Annotated in this window: 18 protein-coding genes; 4 read left to right on the forward strand and 14 right to left on the reverse strand. The window is 44.7% G+C overall.

Annotated features, from left to right (window positions below; translation table 11 throughout):
- Positions 1-103 precede the first annotated feature (103 nt).
- A complete protein-coding gene (gene fdxA / locus AB4405_RS02000) occupies positions 104-427 on the reverse strand; it encodes a ferredoxin FdxA (protein ID WP_102468839.1) in 324 nt (107 codons plus the stop codon).
- Positions 428-741: 314 nt separating this feature from the next.
- On the opposite strand from fdxA, the gene AB4405_RS02005 reads away from it, so the two are divergent.
- The gene (locus tag AB4405_RS02005; protein ID WP_372059413.1) at positions 742-2,352 is read left to right on the forward strand and encodes an NAD(P)/FAD-dependent oxidoreductase; all 1,611 of its coding nucleotides are present in this window, start codon (positions 742-744) and stop codon (positions 2,350-2,352) included.
- A gap of 77 nt (positions 2,353-2,429) precedes the next feature.
- Here AB4405_RS02005 and AB4405_RS02010 read toward each other — a convergent pair whose 3' ends face one another.
- Together AB4405_RS02010 and AB4405_RS02015 are read right to left on the reverse strand one after the other, a co-directional pair.
- The gene (locus tag AB4405_RS02010) at positions 2,430-2,840 is read right to left on the reverse strand and encodes a hypothetical protein (RefSeq protein WP_372059414.1); all 411 of its coding nucleotides are present in this window, start codon (positions 2,838-2,840) and stop codon (positions 2,430-2,432) included.
- A 309-nt stretch (positions 2,841-3,149) separates the two neighbouring features.
- The gene (locus AB4405_RS02015) at positions 3,150-3,650 is read right to left on the reverse strand and encodes a DUF3332 family protein (protein ID WP_372059416.1); all 501 of its coding nucleotides are present in this window, start codon (positions 3,648-3,650) and stop codon (positions 3,150-3,152) included.
- 570 nt (positions 3,651-4,220) lie between these two features.
- Between AB4405_RS02015 and AB4405_RS02020 the strand changes: the two genes are divergently transcribed.
- Entirely contained in the window at positions 4,221-5,813 is a 1,593-nt protein-coding gene (locus AB4405_RS02020) for a BCCT family transporter (protein ID WP_372059417.1), read from the forward strand.
- Positions 5,814-6,567: 754 nt separating this feature from the next.
- On the opposite strand, the gene AB4405_RS02025 is transcribed toward AB4405_RS02020, so the two are convergent.
- From AB4405_RS02025 to AB4405_RS02040, 4 genes are all read right to left on the reverse strand, one after another.
- On the reverse strand, positions 6,568-7,788 hold the full coding sequence (locus AB4405_RS02025) for a DEAD/DEAH box helicase (protein ID WP_372059418.1): 1,221 nt from the start codon (positions 7,786-7,788) through the stop codon (positions 6,568-6,570).
- Between the two features lie 121 nt (positions 7,789-7,909).
- Complete coding sequence (locus AB4405_RS02030; protein ID WP_372059419.1) at positions 7,910-8,392, reverse strand: DUF1456 family protein; 483 nt, start codon at positions 8,390-8,392, stop codon at positions 7,910-7,912.
- A gap of 248 nt (positions 8,393-8,640) precedes the next feature.
- Entirely contained in the window at positions 8,641-10,251 is a 1,611-nt protein-coding gene (locus AB4405_RS02035) for a methyl-accepting chemotaxis protein (protein WP_372059420.1), read from the reverse strand.
- Between the two features lie 223 nt (positions 10,252-10,474).
- A complete protein-coding gene (locus tag AB4405_RS02040; protein WP_372059421.1) occupies positions 10,475-11,281 on the reverse strand; it encodes a crotonase/enoyl-CoA hydratase family protein in 807 nt (268 codons plus the stop codon).
- 446 nt (positions 11,282-11,727) lie between these two features.
- Here AB4405_RS02040 and AB4405_RS02045 point away from each other — a divergent pair, with 446 nt between their 5' ends.
- Both AB4405_RS02045 and AB4405_RS02050 read left to right on the forward strand, forming a co-directional pair.
- Complete coding sequence (locus tag AB4405_RS02045) at positions 11,728-11,973, forward strand: hypothetical protein (RefSeq protein WP_372059422.1); 246 nt, start codon at positions 11,728-11,730, stop codon at positions 11,971-11,973.
- Positions 11,974-12,178: 205 nt separating this feature from the next.
- Positions 12,179-12,421 carry a hypothetical protein gene (locus tag AB4405_RS02050; protein WP_372059423.1) on the forward strand — a complete coding sequence of 81 codons (243 nt, stop codon included), beginning with the start codon at positions 12,179-12,181 and terminating at the stop codon, positions 12,419-12,421.
- Positions 12,422-12,506: 85 nt separating this feature from the next.
- Here AB4405_RS02050 and AB4405_RS02055 read toward each other — a convergent pair whose 3' ends face one another.
- The 7 genes from AB4405_RS02055 to AB4405_RS02085 all read right to left on the reverse strand — a co-directional run bounded on the left by AB4405_RS02055 (position 12,507) and on the right by AB4405_RS02085 (position 18,313).
- The gene (locus AB4405_RS02055; protein ID WP_372059424.1) at positions 12,507-13,400 is read right to left on the reverse strand and encodes an acyltransferase; all 894 of its coding nucleotides are present in this window, start codon (positions 13,398-13,400) and stop codon (positions 12,507-12,509) included.
- Positions 13,401-13,532: 132 nt separating this feature from the next.
- Positions 13,533-14,039, reverse strand: a complete 507-nt coding sequence (gene pgpA / locus AB4405_RS02060) for a phosphatidylglycerophosphatase A (RefSeq protein WP_372059425.1) — start codon at positions 14,037-14,039, stop codon at positions 13,533-13,535.
- Positions 14,036-15,007, reverse strand: a complete 972-nt coding sequence (gene thiL / locus AB4405_RS02065; RefSeq protein ID WP_372059496.1) for a thiamine-phosphate kinase — start codon at positions 15,005-15,007, stop codon at positions 14,036-14,038. The genes pgpA and thiL overlap by 4 nt, the downstream gene beginning before the upstream one ends.
- A 91-nt stretch (positions 15,008-15,098) precedes the next feature.
- Positions 15,099-15,566 carry a transcription antitermination factor NusB gene (nusB, locus tag AB4405_RS02070; protein WP_102468715.1) on the reverse strand — a complete coding sequence of 156 codons (468 nt, stop codon included), beginning with the start codon at positions 15,564-15,566 and terminating at the stop codon, positions 15,099-15,101.
- Positions 15,566-16,036, reverse strand: a complete 471-nt coding sequence (gene ribE / locus AB4405_RS02075) for a 6,7-dimethyl-8-ribityllumazine synthase (protein WP_004741508.1) — start codon at positions 16,034-16,036, stop codon at positions 15,566-15,568. The genes nusB and ribE overlap by 1 nt, the downstream gene beginning before the upstream one ends.
- A 175-nt stretch (positions 16,037-16,211) precedes the next feature.
- Entirely contained in the window at positions 16,212-17,321 is a 1,110-nt protein-coding gene (ribBA, locus tag AB4405_RS02080; protein ID WP_372059426.1) for a bifunctional 3,4-dihydroxy-2-butanone-4-phosphate synthase/GTP cyclohydrolase II, read from the reverse strand.
- A 338-nt stretch (positions 17,322-17,659) separates the two neighbouring features.
- Entirely contained in the window at positions 17,660-18,313 is a 654-nt protein-coding gene (locus AB4405_RS02085; protein WP_372059427.1) for a riboflavin synthase, read from the reverse strand.
- Positions 18,314-18,322: the final 9 nt, after the last annotated feature.

Here is an 18,322-nt window from a genome sequence, read left to right on the forward strand (position 1 = left end):
GCTTTGGGCTTTGGGCTTTGAACAATAAAAAACGCCATCGTTTTAAAAGCGATGGCGTTTTTTATTGTTTGATGATGGCGCATATTTACACGGCTTCGTTGTGTTACTTTTCTAGCATTCCAAGCTTATTAGGGACGCCATTCCACTTGTCAGCATCATCCATAGCGGGTTTCACCTCAGTAATATTCGGCCACACTTCCGCCAGTTCTTCGTTCAAGGCAATAAACACGTGTTGGTCTTCGGACAATTCGTCTTCTTGGAAAATCGCTTGAGCATCACATTCCGGAACACAAAGCCCACAGTCGATACAATCAATTGGGCTGATTACCATAAAATTCGGGCCTTCATAAAATGCATCGGCCGGGCACACAGCCACACAGTCCGTAAATTTACATTGTATACAGTTATCCGTTACGACAAATGCCATGGTTCTCAGCTCTTGGTTAGTCATGAATTCAATAGGCCAGTGAGCGAATAAACACCACTAGCCTCTATTATGGAGGGGCGATGATACGGATTCATGAGTAAAATTCAATATCACACGATGTATATATTTATCGCGTTTTACCCATATTTTCATCACGCTTTGCGTATCAAGCCATACAGCCCCGCTTCGAATTAAGTATGACAGACAAAACAACTTAACGTAAAATGCGCGCCATTGTGAGCGATCATTCCTCGAGGTTATGCTTAACTCCTTGGATTGACACGCTAAGACACCTACCAACACGAGACATCATCATGATACGTTTAACCGAGATTAAGCTTCCTCTTGACCATGAGGAAGGCGCTATCCTTACCGCCATCACTAAAAAGCTCAATGTAACTGCAAAGCAAGTGCTGTCATTTAATATGTTTAAGCGTGGCTATGATGCTCGTAAAAAGAACAAAATCCTACTGATCTACACGCTGGATATTGTCGTCGACAATGAGGCGGAACTGCTTGAACAGTTCGCTAACGACCCACACGTTAAAGTCACGCCAGATATGGCATATAAGTTCGTTACTCAAGCACCAAAAAACCTAACGGAACGTCCTGTCGTCATCGGCTTTGGTCCTTGTGGTTTATTCGCAGGTTTAGTACTCGCACAAATGGGCTTCAACCCAATCATTGTCGAGCGTGGCAAAGAAGTGCGTGAACGTACCAAGGATACGTTTGGTTTTTGGCGTAAACGCAACCTTAACCCTGAGTCCAATGTGCAGTTTGGTGAAGGTGGCGCAGGTACGTTCTCAGATGGCAAGCTATATAGCCAAGTAAAAGACCCTAAGCATTATGGTCGTAAGGTCATTGAAGAATTCGTAGCTTCTGGCGCGCCTGAAGAGATTCGCTACGTCAGCAAGCCGCACATCGGTACCTTTAAACTGGTCACCATGATTGAAAAAATGCGCGCTAAGATCATTGAGCTCGGTGGTGAGATTCGCTTTAGCACTCGCGTCGATGACATTCACATGGAAGAAGGCCAAATCACGGGGTTGACGCTATCTAACGGTGAGGTCATTCAATCTCGTCATGTGGTATTAGCCGTGGGCCACAGTGCGCGTGATACCTTTGAGATGCTGCACGAGCGTGGCGTCTACATGGAAGCAAAACCTTTCTCTGTCGGCTTCCGTATTGAACACAAACAATCGGTCATCGATGAGGCTCGCTTTGGTAAAAATGCGGGTAACCCAATCCTAGGCGCAGCAGACTATAAACTGGTCCACCATTGTAAGAATGGCCGTACGGTGTATAGCTTCTGTATGTGCCCGGGTGGAACAGTTGTAGCGGCTACGTCAGAAGAAGGCCGCGTCGTGACCAACGGCATGAGCCAATATTCACGTGCTGAACGCAATGCAAACAGTGCCATCGTGGTTGGTATCTCTCCAGAAGAAGATTACCCAGGCGACCCACTCGCGGGCATCCGTTTCCAGCGTGAGCTAGAAACTGGCGCGTTCCACCTTGGCGGTGAAAACTACGATGCACCGGCACAAAAAATTGGTGACTTTTTGAAAGGCGGCGATGCCAGTGAAATTGGCGATGTCGCTCCGTCATTTACGCCAGGTATTAAACTGACTGATGTTTCAAAAGCACTGCCTGATTTTGCTATCGAAGCGATTCGCGAGGCGATCCCTGCGTTTGATAAAAAAATTAAAGGATTTGCGGGTGCTGATGGCCTACTGACAGGCGTAGAAACACGCACGTCTTCACCAATTTGCATCAAACGCGGTAAAGACTACCAAAGTGTTAACCTGAAAGGCTTCTTCCCTGCGGGTGAAGGTGCGGGTTATGCGGGGGGTATTCTTTCTGCGGGCATTGATGGTATTAAAGCGGCAGAAGCGCTTGCGCTGTCGATGGTTGAGCTAGCCGAGTAGCTTTTCAAATACACTCTCATCAAGGCTCACTGACGTGACCTTGATGAGAGTCATTCACTACATTCATCAGACTAAAGTTAGAAAGTCCACGACACACCGAGATCCACACCGACACCTACGTCTGTACCATTATTAAACTTCACTTCTGGCGTCGCAAATAAGTCCACATCAAGGTTTTTAACTGGTTCCCAGCGAAGACCAACCGGTGCATGCACATCAATCGCCTCACTGTTCCAGTTATAACCCACACCACCTTCAACAAACCAACTGATATTATGTTCTTGAGAAATCGGCTTTTGTAGGAATGCCATACCACCGTTTACATAATTATCTTTTACACCAATGATGATATTGTCGAACTGAAACGTTACGCCACGCTTTGTATCAGCGCCAAGTTCAAACGTACTCGCATTCGCGTTAACCGTCGCCGCCAAAGCAAAAAGACCAGTAGTAGCAAGACAAAGTGATTTGATGATTGTTTTGTTCAATGTTGTTTCCTCATTTAAAACATCCGGTGTGATGTAATCCAGTAGAAAAATTCGCTCACTTAACAAGTGCGCGGTTGATGGAATGAATTCTAAAGGAGTAAAAAACTGAGGTTTACCATTTTGTGCCAACCCATCACGAGATGGCTGTCAGTGAGTAGCCGAGGCATTTGAACGAAAACAGACGTGCTAGAGTGTTAAGAGCACTAAGGCGCTGATAACGATATTACGAACCGTAATACCGATAGAGAAACATATCGGTGTGACCAACGAAAATCCGCCCAATTTTACTGGGCGGATTTTCGTTTATCGTTATGATAGTGATGAATAGGCGATGAGCTCATCATGCGTTGCGGTCGTGATATAGTCGCCATCCAAATAAAAATCGACGCTACTGTCACTACTGACACCAATTAACGTGCGAACACTGCCACTTTCATCGGTAAAGTCCATCTGCGTCGTTGTGCCGTCAATCATCGAGATCTTCACCGGAGCACTGGTCAGGTTCTTATTCATCTTATGATTAACCTTTATATACGAGTTCGCGGGCATATCAGCCAATGCTTTCTTTTTACTCAACGGATTAGTGCCAGTCCAAAATTCTATTGAGTTCACGACAAACAAATCAGCCATCGAGGTAATCGCGTAGACGGGAGACATCAATGTATACAGTCCAGCACGGCCATAACGGTTATCGACGCCTTTAATATTCACTTCGTGCATGACAAACCCTGTGGTCGCCATTTGACCAATACAACCGGATAGCATCGACGCAACCACAACCGTAGCAATAGCGGTTTTTATTTGTTTCATGTTCATTGTTTCCTTCTCGCGTATCCCAAGAGCAGTGGATAGCGAGTTGAGCAAAATATCATCACTTAAAAATAATACGATTATTATTTCCATTCCTGCCGACTATCAATCGGCGCGGGATTATATTCTCGCTCTTATAGATAGCAAGCCAATTTGTTCCTTATCAACAGACTAAACAACCTCACACTGCATGATAGAAGTTCACCCGCACCTAACCAAATTTATAAATGCAATTAAAAGCATTAAAATCAATAATATGGATTCAATTCTGGGTTTCCTGGTTGTATTAAAAATGACATTAGCTTTGTATGCGATCACCCAAGAATCCAACGCTATGTTGGCTCAATAAGGATAAATCCTACAATACGAAGTGGTTTGCTTATGATTTGGAATAACGCGTGTTTTTCACCATCTACAAAACCAGACAACCACCAAAAAAGTCCTGTCCCCAATCTTTTGATGTGTTAGGATGTGCGGCTTTTATGATGCAGCTCACACTTTCTTTGTCGAAAATAGTGAGAAAACACACATTGCTCGCCTTAATGGCAGCACATGAATAGTGAATTTTTAATGCCTAATTCTAATACTGTCGCGGAATCTTCGACAGCTTCTAGTTCAGCGTATGCCGCAATCCATCCGCCCGAACGACTGAGAAAGCTGGCCCATAAACTGGAAATGAATAATCCAGTTTTTTGGATCAGTGGCTCTTTTCTAACGCTTTTTGTTCTACTTGCTCTAACCCACCCCGTCGCTCTCTCGTCCGTCGTCAATTCAGGCTTCCAACTGGCCACACATTACTTTGGTGCTTTCTGGCAAATCCTTCTACTCGCTAACTTTATTATCGGTCTCGCACTGTGCTTTGGTAAAACTGGAGATGTTAGACTCGGTGGACTAGCGAAACCTAATGTTGAGAACTTCAAATGGATGTCGATCATCCTATGTACCTTGCTTGCGGGTGGTGGTGTATTTTGGGCTGCTGCGGAGCCGATCGCACACTATGTATCAGCGCCGCCATTATTTGGCTCAGCCGATCCGTACACCAATGCAATTAACGCGCTATCCCAGTCTTTTGTTCATTGGGGTTTTCTCGCTTGGGCCGTGTTGGGATGCTTGTCTTCTGTTGTACTGATGCACTTGCACTACGATAAAGGCCTGCCTCTTAAGCCACGTACTTTGTTGTATCCTTTATTCGGCCAACGCGTGATCACTGGTTGGTTAGGCAATGCCATTGATGCGCTCAGCATTATTGCTGTTGCTGCAGGTACGATCGGACCGATTGGCTTCTTAGGCTTACAAATTAGCTATGCCTTGCAAGAACTCTTTGGTATCCCTGATACATTTGCTACCCAAGCTACTGTGGTCGTTTTTGCCATGGTTTTCTACACGCTATCAGCATTAAGTGGCGTGAATCGCGGTATACAATTGATCAGTCGCTACAACATCATCTTAGCAACAGCCCTTATTGGCTTCATTCTTATTGCTGGGCCAACCAGCTTTATTGTCGACAGCTATGTGCAAGGCCTAGGACGAATGATTGATCAGTTTGTCCCAATGGCACTGTATCGAGAGAATACTGAGTGGCTAAGTTGGTGGACGGTATTCTTTTGGGGTTGGTTTATTGGTTACAGTCCAATGATGGCGATTTTCATTGCTCGTATTTCTCGTGGACGCTCTATTCGTCAATTGATTCTGTCTATTAGTATTGCCGCCCCGCTGGTCACTTGTTTCTGGTTTACGATTGTTGGTGGTACTGGGCTAGCATTTGAACTGGAAACGCCTGGAATCATTAAGGCTGGGTTTGAAGGCTTTAACATGCCAGGTGCTTTGCTTGCGATCACGCAACAACTCCCGTTTCCGACCTTGATCTCGGTATTGTTCTTGATACTGACGACAACGTTTATCGTCACTACTGGCGACTCCATGACGTATACGATTACGATGGTGATTAGTGGTGATGAAGAACCGAATGCCCTGATTAGAGCTTTTTGGGGCGTGATCATGGGCGCAGTCGCGATTGTACTCATCTCGATGGGTAGTGGCGGTATTTCGGCATTGCAATCATTTATCGTGATTACGGCCGTTCCTGCCTCCCTTATTATAGCTCCTAGCCTATGGTATGCGCCGAAGATCGCGAACCAAATGGCCAAAACGCAAGGTTTATAATTCTCCGGCTTCATGTTGGTAAAGACCCAATATAAACGCAGATAAACCGTGTATACGATTGGTGAGCAAGCTTTGTTCACCAATCGTAATCCCCTCCTATATCCCACCAAGGCCACTGCGCTTTAACGTCGCTGGACCCGCTAGCTTCAACGACTGAACGCCCGTAAGACATCATCCCTCTTCGTTACAACCTCCCCACAACCACCCTTAGGTGCATAGCTACCTGAATAGCACGACGCGCCAAAATAACCACGATCAATCGATTGACGCATTCATCTTAACTATTGATTTATAACGATATGATTGACTATTCACATTTCTACGATTAAATGCGACACTTTTTACCGAGCAAATAAATGGAATAAAGATCACAGTTAACCATTCAATATCAACGGTTAAGAATGTGGCAAAAACTCGAAAAAATCAGGATGATTATAATGTGTGAACACAATGAGTATTTAGTCAGAGTACGTCGAACGACATGGCAACGACTGGCCCGAATAAAGCAAATCTATCGCTGTAGGGTTTGTGGGGTAAATTTGGAAATTAAGTAACGGCCGTACTTGCGCCATTCCTGCTTAAGCAAAACCCACTGCAACTTTGCCAAGTGGGAATGGCCACCTTTAATCACAAGCTGCGTCACATCCGTGAGGTAACTTGTTGACTTGATATTAGACTCTCTTACCTTGCAACCAAGGCTTCTGTTAGAGCTAACCTTAACATCAAGATCCCAACTCAGTTATTGATCTCTGACCTATCGCTTACTTTTAAACGACTTGACGCCACTTTTTTTGTTCGTTCGTCGGTTGGCTTGCTTGTCTCGACGAGGACGTTTGCTCTCGGTTGATGCGGGCTGATCAGTGACAGGAAACTCACTCAGTTGTTGCAATGCCAAAGGGCGGGAGGTCAAATTTCTTATTGCTTCTAGATACGCAGTTTCGGCATGGCAAACCAGTGACATTGCTAACCCCTGCTCTCCTGCACGCGCCGTTCTGCCCACTCGATGCACGTAAACCGTGGGATCAGCCGGCAACTCGTAGTTAATCACAACGGGAAGCTGATCGACATGAATACCACGAGCAAGTAAATCGGTTGCGATAAGCACTTGGATTTCTTGAGCTTTAAACGCTTGTAGCGTCTGCTCTCGTTCTACTTGATCCTTGTTTCCGTGTAACGCTGCGGTCACTAGGCCCGCTTTAGCCAACTTCTTACACAATGCATCCGCGTTATCACGGGCACTAATAAACACTAAGACTTGCGACCATTGGTGATGCTTAATTTGATGGATTAAGACATTGGCTTTGTTGCCTTTATTAACCAAATACAAACGCTCTTCAATCTTAGAGACCACGCTGTTCGCATTGTGGCTTTGAACTCTAATGGGATCATTTAGTAACGCGGCGACTTTACTGTCCAATACATCTGACAATGTGGCAGAAAACATCAACGTTTGTCTGTTAGCTGGTACCGCTGATAATATTTTTTGAACATCAGGCCAGAAACCCATGTCCATCAATCGATCAACCTCATCTAAGACCACATGTTTGATATCGGTCAGCGATACCGCTTGTTGTTGAATAAGATCGAGCAGCCGACCTGGCGTTGCAACAATCACGCTAGGATTTTTTGCCAGCTGTTGCTTTTGCCATTCAATATCAACCCCACCACATACCGCCATCGACGAAAGTGAAACACATTCTGCCAAGGGCGCAATTGCCGTATCCACTTGCGTTGCCAGTTCACGCGTTGGCACCAATACCACCGCTTGTATGCTCGCTTTATCGTGGCGAACTTGTTGCAACAATGGCAGACCGTAGGCGAGTGTTTTTCCGCTACCGGTCTGAGCAATCGATAGGACATCCTTTCCCTGCAGCGCATGTGGCAGTGTTAAGGATTGAATCTCAGTCGGTGACTCGAATCGTTCGGTCATCGCAGCAATAAGCGAAGGGCGTAGGTTAAACGTTGAAAAGGACATAGTTAGGCATCACGCTGATAAGGTGTGGGTGGATAATAAGGGCATCGCGAGAGAAGGTCCAGACTCGAAAAATAAAGCAGACAACAAGCGACGTTGCATCGCTTGTTGTTTCAACTAGAGACTAGTCTTGGTATTCGCTCTTATCATCCGGGCGCAATTGACGCTGGATAGCCGTCAAGAAGTTACGAAGGATTTGATCTTTACACTCACGGTAGTGCTTGTTATCCGGCTTACGGAAAAACGCGCTTAATTCATGCTTACTTAGATTGAAATCAACCGACTGTAACGCATCTAGAATATCTTCTGCTTTCATGTTCAGTGCGATTCTAAGCTTCATGAAGACCATGTTGTTCGTCAAACGTTTTTCTGGCTCAGGTTGCGCACCTTCACGTTTACCGCGCTTAATGTTGATCAGACCATTAAGAAAAATGGCCAAATCAGTATCGCTTGCTGATTTATAGTCGTCATCGCTGTCTTTCTTCAACCAATTAGACACCTGTTCACGGGTCACTTTGTGCTCTGCCGCTGCAAACACGTTAATCATTTCTGCGTCTTTAAAGTCAAAGGTATAGCGAATACGGCGTAAAATATCGTTATTAGTCAAAATAAATTCCAAAAAGAAAGTAATCAGCATAGTCAGTTGCACAGACTGTGTTGACTGACCTTGAAAGTTGAGCGCGAAGCCTAACACACCCGTGTTTGACTACCTATATATTTAAGCATTGATTGGGCAATGACGCTATGTAGGATAAGGAAATAGTCACCACTTATCCCCATCTTCTCTCCGCCACAACGACACGCATCGTTCACCACCGTGATACCTATCTCTTATAGCTTAAGTCGTGGCACTATCTATAACTTAAATCGTGCCACTAATTGGTCTAACTCATTCACTTTGCTATTCAGCCCTTCAATTTGCATTGCACTGAAGCTTGCTTGTTCTAAAGTGTGGTCTGAAATATCACTAATCGATGAGATATCGGTGGCGATTTCTTTCGTAACGGCGGTTTGCTCTTCTGCGGCCGTGGCGATTGAGTTGATCATCGTTTGGACATGACTTGCCCCTTCTACAATCTGCTCTAATGCGCTAATAGCACCCTCACTTTGTTTTACGCCGCTTTCTACCAACTGACGGTTATCTTCCGTTAAAGATACCGCTTGCTGTGTCCCAGACTGAATCGACTGAATAATCACTGACACTTCTTGCGTCGCACGAGTAGTACGCTCAGCAAGGGCCCGAACCTCATCGGCAACCACCGCAAACCCACGCCCAAACTCGCCCGCTCGAGCCGCTTCAATGGCCGCATTTAACGCCAACAAATTCGTCTGTTCAGCAATGTCTTGGATCACTTTAATCACACTGCCGATTTGCTTTCCGTGTGCACCTAGGTCGTTCATCTGGCCTGACATTTCTTCCATTTGAATAGACACTTGTTGCACGCTTTGTACCATGTCAGAAATCACGCTGCGGCCTTCTATTGCGCACGATTCAGAGCGCTGAGCTTCGCTATAGGTTTGATTACTTTGAGTCGCCACTTCAGAAATCGTTAAGCTAAGCTCTTCAGATGCCGTTGCTATCAACGTCGCTTTATCTGATTGAGAAGAGGCCCCAACGACCATTTTCTCACCAACTGCGGCAAGCTCACAAGTCGCCTCTTTCACATCCACACTAACAGAATGTATCGAACTGATGAGTTCAGCTAACGAGCGCTGCATTTGATTAATAGACTGCGCTAAGCTCGACAACTCATCACTCGCATTATCCACCACACTGTTGCTTGAGAGGTCACCGTTTGCGATACGCTGCGCGACATTATTAAGGACTGATACCCGGCGTACAATGGAATTCGAAAGGAAATAAGACACAAGCAATGAGCCAACAATAACCGCTATCGCTGAGATAATAATCGTCATATAAATCAAGCTAAAGGAATCAATTAGACCCCTTAATGCCGAATAGGTATCTTGCTTTTCTGATACCGAGGCTTCATCTAGTATCTTCTCTATCGGCGCTAAATATTGATCATGTAGATGCTTAGTGATATCAAAATTTACCGCAACACGGCTATTAGAGGCGGCCATCATGACTTGAGACTCAAAGCCTTCGGTGTAATTCTTTAGGGAGGTTGACACCTCTTCCAAACGTCGGGTGTCAGCCTGATTCCCTAACTCCAAACTCTTAAGTAGATTGATCGCAGAATAAGCACTGTCGATATTACGGCGATATGATGCCAGGGCCGCATTATCCCCTAATACGATTTCCAAAGAGCTTCGGTACACATCACCAATCTCATCAATCAGAATTAGGTACTGCTCCAATTCAGGGACATCATCTTGATTTATTTCCATCGCAACCTGTTCCGATGTCGAGACTTCAAACCAAATCACACTTAGCCCAGAGCAGATAACAATGAATATCGCTAAGAATCCACCGTATAATTTATTTTTAACCGATAACGTCAAGAGTTCACCCGTAAATACGCACTTAATTATTGATGCGAATTATAGGTCTGAAACAAACCTCACACTACAAATAATCATCACTTTTGGGAAGTATTTAACTATATTCACTCCGCCCGTTTCATTTATTTATATAAGGAAGGAAAGCAATCTATTTATTTATAAATTTCCTTGATAAAACAATGCTAAAGCATCAATTTTCCTCCTAAGTAGATATTAATAGGCATCACCAAAAATTTTGCCTTTTCTTAAAATCAGCCGGTATTTTTTTCTTCAAACCACGCTGTGCCTGCTTAAAGTTTTGGCCTAACATAATCCGAATTTGGCTATAGGTTTCATAGGCCAATAGCTTCCAACTAGGTGCAGTCCAATAACGAGTATAAATATGCTTGATGGCTGCAGTGACATCTGGTGAGGTTTGTCGTATCTGCTGGCAGAACTCGATGGCCGCTTCCATTGGCGCCTCACTCACTTCAGTAACAAGACCAAGCTCCAATGCACGCTGTGCATTCAATTGCGTCGCACAGATCGAAATACGCATGGCTTGATCTTTAGTCATAACCTCTCTGAGCCCGAGTGAACCCGCCATATCAGAGGTTAAACCCATTTTTGATTCCATAATCGAAAGGTTCGCATTAGGTGCGCATATCCTAAAATCTGCCCCCAACACAATCTGTAACCCTGCGCCCCAGCAATACCCTTCAATAACGGCAATTACGGGGACCGATAGTTTGCGCCAGTTAGCACTGACTTGTTGAGCTCGATTGGCTTGCCCGGGCCATACTTTAAACAGCAGTTGCGCTGCAAACCGTTTATTTTTCATCATCGCACTAAAGTCTAAACCAGAACTAAAGTTGCCTCCTTTGCCTGTCAAGATAACCGCTCTGAGAGTGCGGTCACGCTTAAGACGGCGACTGATATCAATAAGCTCATCAAACATGCGCATATCCACGCCATTCAGCTTATCGGGCCTATTCAGGCTAATGGTAACGACATCATTATCTCGTGCGACGTCAATATGCCCATACTCCATTTACTCACCTCTACTTTTCTTCGTTATCGTACTCGCTGAATCTGCGCACCGCCGGATCTGAGTTCCAACAGGTTCTATGCGACCGGCGAATTTACCTAATGGTCAAATTCAATGAGGAAAGTGTAGACGTCTGCTCGGCATAATTAGTGTATTTACTCAATAATGAGACATGGCACAGAAGCTTGGTCATTAAGGGATATACACCGCCAACCATACGACGACTCAACCATACGACGACTCAACCATCCGACTCGCCGGCCAATATTCAGCACTTAACCAATGGTGAATCATTTGGTCTGATTTTTCGGATAGGTTGCTCAGTACTTAGACGATCGATCACGTATTATTTGCGTTGCCTTCAATTAATGAAATATGCGCCTTTGAGCCGTGGGGTATTCCTGCTTGAATAGTGCGGTAAATTTTGGATAAAAAAGGATCTCTATCCAATGAAACAACAACGCCACTCATCACGCCTAAATGACGTCACAGCGCTCGGGTTATCGGTCATATATGGATTGTTCACTTTTGCGCTACTTCGCTATGTATTACCTAATCATATCGGTGTCGGAAGTGAAGTCGGTTCGGCACTGATTGCATTAGCCTCTGAATTATCTCTACCCATCGCGCTGCTTTGGTTTCTTCCTCACGCACGGAGCACAATGAAAAATGCTCGCCAAGCTCACCTCTCTTAGTACATTGTTCGAATTTCTAGCTAGTTATTTTTCGACAAATATTAAGTGGTGATATTTATTTCTGGTGTTTATTAACGAATTAACAACAAGTTACAGGTAGACAGCGGACTACGACTAAAAGTGTGAGCAAGATCAACTTGATCCTACAATATAGCAGTGTTAATGTGGTCCGCGATGACGAAAACATGACCACAAGGAGTGTGCTTTGACAAGTATTCAAGTGAGTCGTTGGCTAGTGGAATCTTGCCCTGAAATTTTAGAGCAAAAAATCATCTCAGCTGTCGCCTACCGAGAAATGAAAGGATCGATTTCTGACATGGAGTTATGCCAAATATTTGGAGAAACTGTGTGGAAGAGCGGTGATAATTATCACACGCATGCGGTCTCAATTTATGTTGATGAAAACGAAAAGCGCTGTCGAGTAACTCCAAGGCTATCCGTCGCCTAACGCAATAAAAAAGGTCTACCAACAGGTAGACCTTTTTTATTGCTATCATTTTTTATTCAGTGCTACGCTGTGAACACTGAGATGGTCACTTCAAACCATTATTTTGGTAGATAGACTCCAGTGTGTCGTCTTTTCGCTTCCACAGTGCATTCAACCAATGGTGGAAGCGTCGTTTGAAGGCTTTGTCCTTGAAGTAATCACCACTTAGATTCTCATCCATCGGATAAACTTCAATTTTAACAACGACTTTGGTGAGTCGCCCTTTCAATAAATCTTCGAACGGGTTTTCTCTGTTTTCTGGATACGCTAAGGTAATATCAACCACGCCATCTAGAAGCTGGTTCATCGCATTCAAAGTGAATGCCACCCCGCCTGTTTTAGGCTTTAATAAGTGACGATATGGCGTCTTGCCTGATTGAACCTTGTCTACGCTGTAACGCGTTCCTTCAACAAAACTGATCATGGTTGTTGGAACATGTTGAAACTTTTCACACGCCTTTTGAATCGCATTAAAATCATCGTTACGGCGCTCTGGGTGCTTCACAAGATACGATTGAGAGTGACGCTTCATGAATGGCATATCCAGTCCCCAACATGCCAGCCCAACAAATGGAACATAGAGTAAACTCTGCTTAAGCAAAAACTTACACATTGGCATTTTGTCTTTCATCACTGAACTGATAATTACGATATCCGTCCAACTCAGATGGTTAGATAGCAGCATGTACCACTGTTCTTGAGATAACTCTTCACCACCTTCAATCTGCCAATCAATATTGTTGTTAAGGTTCAGCAACCATAAGTTGACTGTCGCCCAGACCCACATTTGTTTATTCGCTAAACTCGTCATTGTTTTTTGCACGAGGTGAAGCGGCAATATCAATTTGATAATGGAAAGCGTTGACACCACGACAGCTGTGATCGCCGTGTTCAGAATCACCAGAAAAGAATTGAGGAATAAGCGCAGATTACTAAACATACTTTTTGTTACGATTTCAAAAAAGGAGGCTAATGATACCAATTTTTTCCGCCCAGTGAAGCAAAGCTTGTCTCATGGGCGTATTTTATTAAGATCCTAGTACCATTTTAAGATAGGTTAAAAACTCTAATTTTAACCTAACCACCCAGAATAATGACCAACTAGATATAGACAAACCCCTGCCATTACGCCCGCAACAATATCATCGATCATAATCCCAAGACCGCCATGAACACGTTTATCTAGCCAGCCAATAGGCCAAGGTTTAACCATGTCGAAAAATCTAAATAATACGAAACCTGCTATTAACCATTGCCATTCTGTCACGGGAATATTCAATGCAGGCACAATTAACATCGTGATCCAAAAACCAGAAAACTCATCCCAAACAATAGAACCATGATCGTGCACGCCCATATCATCGGACGTGACTTGGCAAATCTTAATACCAACGATGCACGAAAGTACGACAAGAATAATGTACAAGCTCAAAGGAAGCTGAGCCAACAGTAGAAACAAGGGTACGGACGCCAATGTTCCCATCGTGCCTGGAATGATGGGGGATAACCCGCTACCAAACCCCGTCGCGAGAAAGTGCCATGGGTTTTTTAACGAAATAAGACTTAATGGGTTTGTCATGTTGTCACCTTGAAATGGTCAAAGCCCTTTACGTTCCAATCTAAAGGGATATTATTGCGGTGGAGATCAAGCTGGCCAGTTCCGGTTATTCGACCAATACAGCTAAATGGGGTATTTGAAAGTGCCACTTCGAGTTGGCCACGGTTCGCTTCTGGAACCGTGAAACACAATTCGTACTCTTCACCACTCGTCAATGCATAGTGTTGAATAAGGTCTTCGTCGTGCAAAAACAATTGTAGATCTTTTGATGTGGGTAGCGCAGCAACATCGATGCGCGCTCCAACCTCAGAACGAGTCAAGATATGCCCTAAATCCGATACCAGACCATCGGAAATATCAATTGCAGAAGACGCAATATCACGCAGAGCAATCCCTCCTAGCACCCGTGGGGTTGCCATAAAGTGGCTCTGGATAAGTCGTTCGTTCAATTCTATGTCATCACTAACGCGCTGGTTCAATATTACGTCGAGTCCCGCTTTCGCGTCGCCTAATGACCCCGTCACATAAATCCAATCACCAACATTAGCACCACTGCGAGTCAATCCTTTTCCCTCAGGAAGTGTGCCTTGAACGGTAAGTGTAATAGTAAGTGGACCTTTTGTCGTATCACCACCAATAAGCTGAATGCCATAGTAATCGGCAAGCGCAAAGAAAGACTGACAAAAGCGAGTCAACCACGCTTCGTCTACATCAGGCAGTGCTATACCCATAGACACCCATGCAGGGGCAGCGCCCATGGCCGCCAAATCACTAATATTTGATGCAAGCGCTTTATGGGCAATATGAGCAGGATCAGCATCCGCAAGAAAATGCGTTCCTGACACGAGCATATCGGTACTGATGGCGAGATGACTATGGTGTGCAGGCGCGACAATGGCGCAATCATCACCTTGGGCAAGGATGACATCTTTGCGCTGCTGTTGCTGATGGGAGAAATATTTGTCGATTAAGCTAAATTCACCGGGCATAGTGATTATTGATTCCACGATTAGATGCCCGAAGTATATAAAAAAGGCCAGCATAATGCTGACCTTTTTAGGATAAGACGAACTTTAATTGTTACTTTCTACGTACGCTTGGCGCGGCTTTATCAAGCACACCATTCACGAACTTATGGCTATCTTCGGCAGCAAATACTTTTGCTAGTTCAATAGCTTCGTTGATAACAACTTTGTAAGGGACGTCTTCACGACTTGTCATTTCGTACATAGCTAGACGAAGCAACGCCAGTTCCATCATATCGAGATCTTGCATTGGGCGAGATACGAATGGGCGCAGTTTGCTGTCTAATTCTGTGTGATTCAACGCGACACCCGTGAGCAAATCACGGAAATACACAACGTCAGTCTCTGGTGCGCTTAACGCTGGCTCGGCAGCATGATGCTCTTCTTCATCATACTTACCACCTGACAAGAATTGTTCTTCTACATTGGCAACATTTTCTTTAGTAATTTGCCAAGAATAAATTGCTTGCAGAGCAAATTGACGTGCATTACGACGTGCGGCTGGTTTCACACTGGCCCCCATTAGGAATCGATTTCAGAAAGAACGTTGATCATCTCGAGTGCGCTTAGTGCAGCCTCTGCACCTTTATTACCAGCCTTGGTTCCGGCGCGCTCAATAGCTTGATCGATAGTATCAACAGTCAAAACACCGAATGCGACTGGTAGGCTGTACTCCAGAGACACTTGTGCAAGACCTTTATTACACTCACTACAAACATAGTCAAAATGTGGCGTACCGCCACGAATCACTGTACCTAGTGATACAATAGCGTCAAATTTGCCAGTTTTAGCAACGCGTTGAGCTACCAATGGCAGTTCAACAGCACCAGGACAACGAACAACAGTGATGTTGTCTTCGCTTACCTGACCATGACGTTTCAAAGTATCGATCGCACCAGACAATAGGCTTTCATTAATAAAGCTATTAAAACGGGCAATAACAATCGCAATTTTTGCGTTTGGTGCAGGGAAGCCACCCTCGATAACTTTCATATACTTTCCTTATAAACTATGTTCATCTCGCGAGAATCGCCGGATTCTAGCACAACTCAATTATTAATATCTAGCTCAAACTTCCTTAAGCCCTATCATTTAAGGCTCAAAGAAAAATGAATCGACTCATAAAACACGGGCACTTTCATCCGTAGAACATAAAAGTGCTGATTTTCTATTCAGTTACATACTCGGTGACCGTCAGACCGAAGCCACCCAGTGCATGATACTTCTTATCAACAGACGAGAGTAATCTCATCTCATGTACACCCAAGTCCGCCAAGATTTGAGACCCGACACCCACTCGACGCGATGTGCCTTGTTTTTTAGCCATAGTTGGGGCTTGACCGCTATCTTGCTGCTCGAAGACTTTAATCTTATGGACAATCGATTCGGTGGTTTCTTCGTTACCAAGAAGTACCAACACACCACCATCACTACCAATACGTTTCATCGCTTTATCAAGTGTCCAGCTACGCTCTGAATTACGATCTGAGCGAAGGATATCAGTAAACGTATCTTGTAAATGCACACGCACGAGCGGCGTTTGTTGCGTAAGATCCCCACTACACATTGCATAGTGAATCTGGTTATCAATCGTGTCACGGTAAGTGACAAGCTCAAACTCACCGAATTCGGTCGGGAGATGACACGCAGCAACACGTTCTATCGTGGTTTCGTTGTTGTTACGATATTCAATGAGGTCCGCGATCGTCCCGAGTTTAAGGTCGTGTTTCTCAGCAAAGACTTCTAAATCTGGACGACGAGCCATGCTTCCATCATCATTAAGAATCTCAACAATAACCGATGCCGCTTCAAACCCTGCGAGTTTAGCAAGATCGCAGCCCGCTTCAGTGTGACCCGCTCGAGTGAGCACGCCCCCATCTTGCGCGGCAAGCGGAAAAATATGCCCTGGTTGCACTAAATCTGCCGCCTTAGCATCTTTGGCAACAGCAGCTTGAACAGTGCGCGCGCGATCAGCCGCTGAGATGCCGGTTGTCACACCCTCTGCTGCTTCAATAGAGACGGTAAAATTGGTGGTATACTGGGCATTGTTATCTTGAACCATTGGTGGCAGTCCCAATAGCTCGCAGCGCTCTTTGGTCATGGTCAGGCAAATCAAACCACGGCCATGCGTTGCCATGAAGTTAATGGCTTCAGGCGTCACATGCTCAGCCGCCATGATAATATCACCTTCATTCTCACGATCTTCGTCATCCATCAAGATGACCATTTTTCCTAGTCGAATATCTTCAATGATTGCTTGGGGCGTACTAATTGGCATATCACATTCCTGTTATTGATTTGTTGGCTACTGCATTTCCGTATCTCTATACGAATTACCGTATCACTAAATTAGCGAATCGTAACGCGAAACTATTTCATCGGCACACTCAATACTTGTCGTACTAGTGAGATTCCAAGATTACTAGATCTCAACGTAACGAGATCTCAAGGCGACTATGTTTCAAGCCGAGCATGTTTCAAGCCGACCACGTTTCATAGCCGACGATGCATCAAGGGCGCTATGTTTCAAGATAATCCGCTGCACATAACGTCGTCTTGTATCGATGACTTACGTTAGTGTTTACTTTGTGTTGTTGTCAATTTCCGGTTTTTACATCAAGCGAAGCCGTTTTGTTGTAAAAACTCCATGGAGAGGCGAGACTCAGGCTCACTCTGCGTATGATTTTGCAGCAATCGTTCCATATAGCGAGCCATCACATCCACCTCTAGGTTGACTTTACGGCCAACCTGAAAACGATCAATTGTGGTTTCTTCTGTCGTATGCGGCACAATCGTGATTTTCAGTGCATTTTTTCTCAGACCATTCACTGTCAGGCTAATACCATCCACTGTAATCGAGCCTTTTTCAGCCACATACTTATTGAGTTCGCCTGGCATCTGGATCCAAAACTCAATGGCACGACCCACGTGTTGACGTTCTATGATTTCACCCACACCATCAACGTGACCAGATACGATATGACCACCAAAACGCGTTGTTGGGAGCATGGCCTTTTCTAAATTAACCTTTTCACCTACTTGATAATGGGCAAAACCGGTTTTATTTAGCGTTTCTACCGACAAATCGGCGGTATACGTGGTGGTGGTGTGCGCCGTTACCGTGAGACACACGCCGTTTGTCGCAATGCTATCTCCTAGCTTTACGTCGCCCATGTCCAGCTTACCTGCCTCAACATGGATACTAATATCTTCTCCGCGAGGAGTAATGGCCTTAAGCGTGCCAATTGCTTCAATAATACCTGTAAACATCTGTCTTAA

The sequence above is a fragment of the Vibrio sp. 10N.261.51.F12 genome (assembly GCF_041471725.1).
GTDB lineage: Bacteria > Pseudomonadota > Gammaproteobacteria > Enterobacterales > Vibrionaceae > Vibrio.

What these genes read in the sequence shown, in the direction of transcription:
- fdxA (WP_102468839.1), bottom strand. Translation starts at nt 427, where the DNA reads ATGGCATTTGTCGTAACGGATAACTGTATACAATGTAAATTTACGGAC.
- AB4405_RS02005 (WP_372059413.1), top strand. Translation starts at nt 742, where the DNA reads ATGATACGTTTAACCGAGATTAAGCTTCCTCTTGACCATGAGGAAGGC.
- AB4405_RS02015 (WP_372059416.1), bottom strand. Translation starts at nt 3,650, where the DNA reads ATGAAACAAATAAAAACCGCTATTGCTACGGTTGTGGTTGCGTCGATG.
- AB4405_RS02020 (WP_372059417.1), top strand. Translation starts at nt 4,221, where the DNA reads ATGCCTAATTCTAATACTGTCGCGGAATCTTCGACAGCTTCTAGTTCA.
- AB4405_RS02025 (WP_372059418.1), bottom strand. Translation starts at nt 7,788, where the DNA reads ATGTCCTTTTCAACGTTTAACCTACGCCCTTCGCTTATTGCTGCGATG.
- AB4405_RS02040 (WP_372059421.1), bottom strand. Translation starts at nt 11,281, where the DNA reads ATGGAGTATGGGCATATTGACGTCGCACGAGATAATGATGTCGTTACC.
- AB4405_RS02045 (WP_372059422.1), top strand. Translation starts at nt 11,728, where the DNA reads ATGAAACAACAACGCCACTCATCACGCCTAAATGACGTCACAGCGCTC.
- AB4405_RS02055 (WP_372059424.1), bottom strand. Translation starts at nt 13,400, where the DNA reads ATGTTTAGTAATCTGCGCTTATTCCTCAATTCTTTTCTGGTGATTCTG.
- pgpA (WP_372059425.1), bottom strand. Translation starts at nt 14,039, where the DNA reads ATGACAAACCCATTAAGTCTTATTTCGTTAAAAAACCCATGGCACTTT.
- thiL (WP_372059496.1), bottom strand. Translation starts at nt 15,007, where the DNA reads ATGCCCGGTGAATTTAGCTTAATCGACAAATATTTCTCCCATCAGCAA.
- nusB (WP_102468715.1), bottom strand. Translation starts at nt 15,566, where the DNA reads ATGGGGGCCAGTGTGAAACCAGCCGCACGTCGTAATGCACGTCAATTT.
- ribE (WP_004741508.1), bottom strand. Translation starts at nt 16,036, where the DNA reads ATGAAAGTTATCGAGGGTGGCTTCCCTGCACCAAACGCAAAAATTGCG.
- ribBA (WP_372059426.1), bottom strand. Translation starts at nt 17,321, where the DNA reads ATGCCAATTAGTACGCCCCAAGCAATCATTGAAGATATTCGACTAGGA.
- AB4405_RS02085 (WP_372059427.1), bottom strand. Translation starts at nt 18,313, where the DNA reads ATGTTTACAGGTATTATTGAAGCAATTGGCACGCTTAAGGCCATTACT.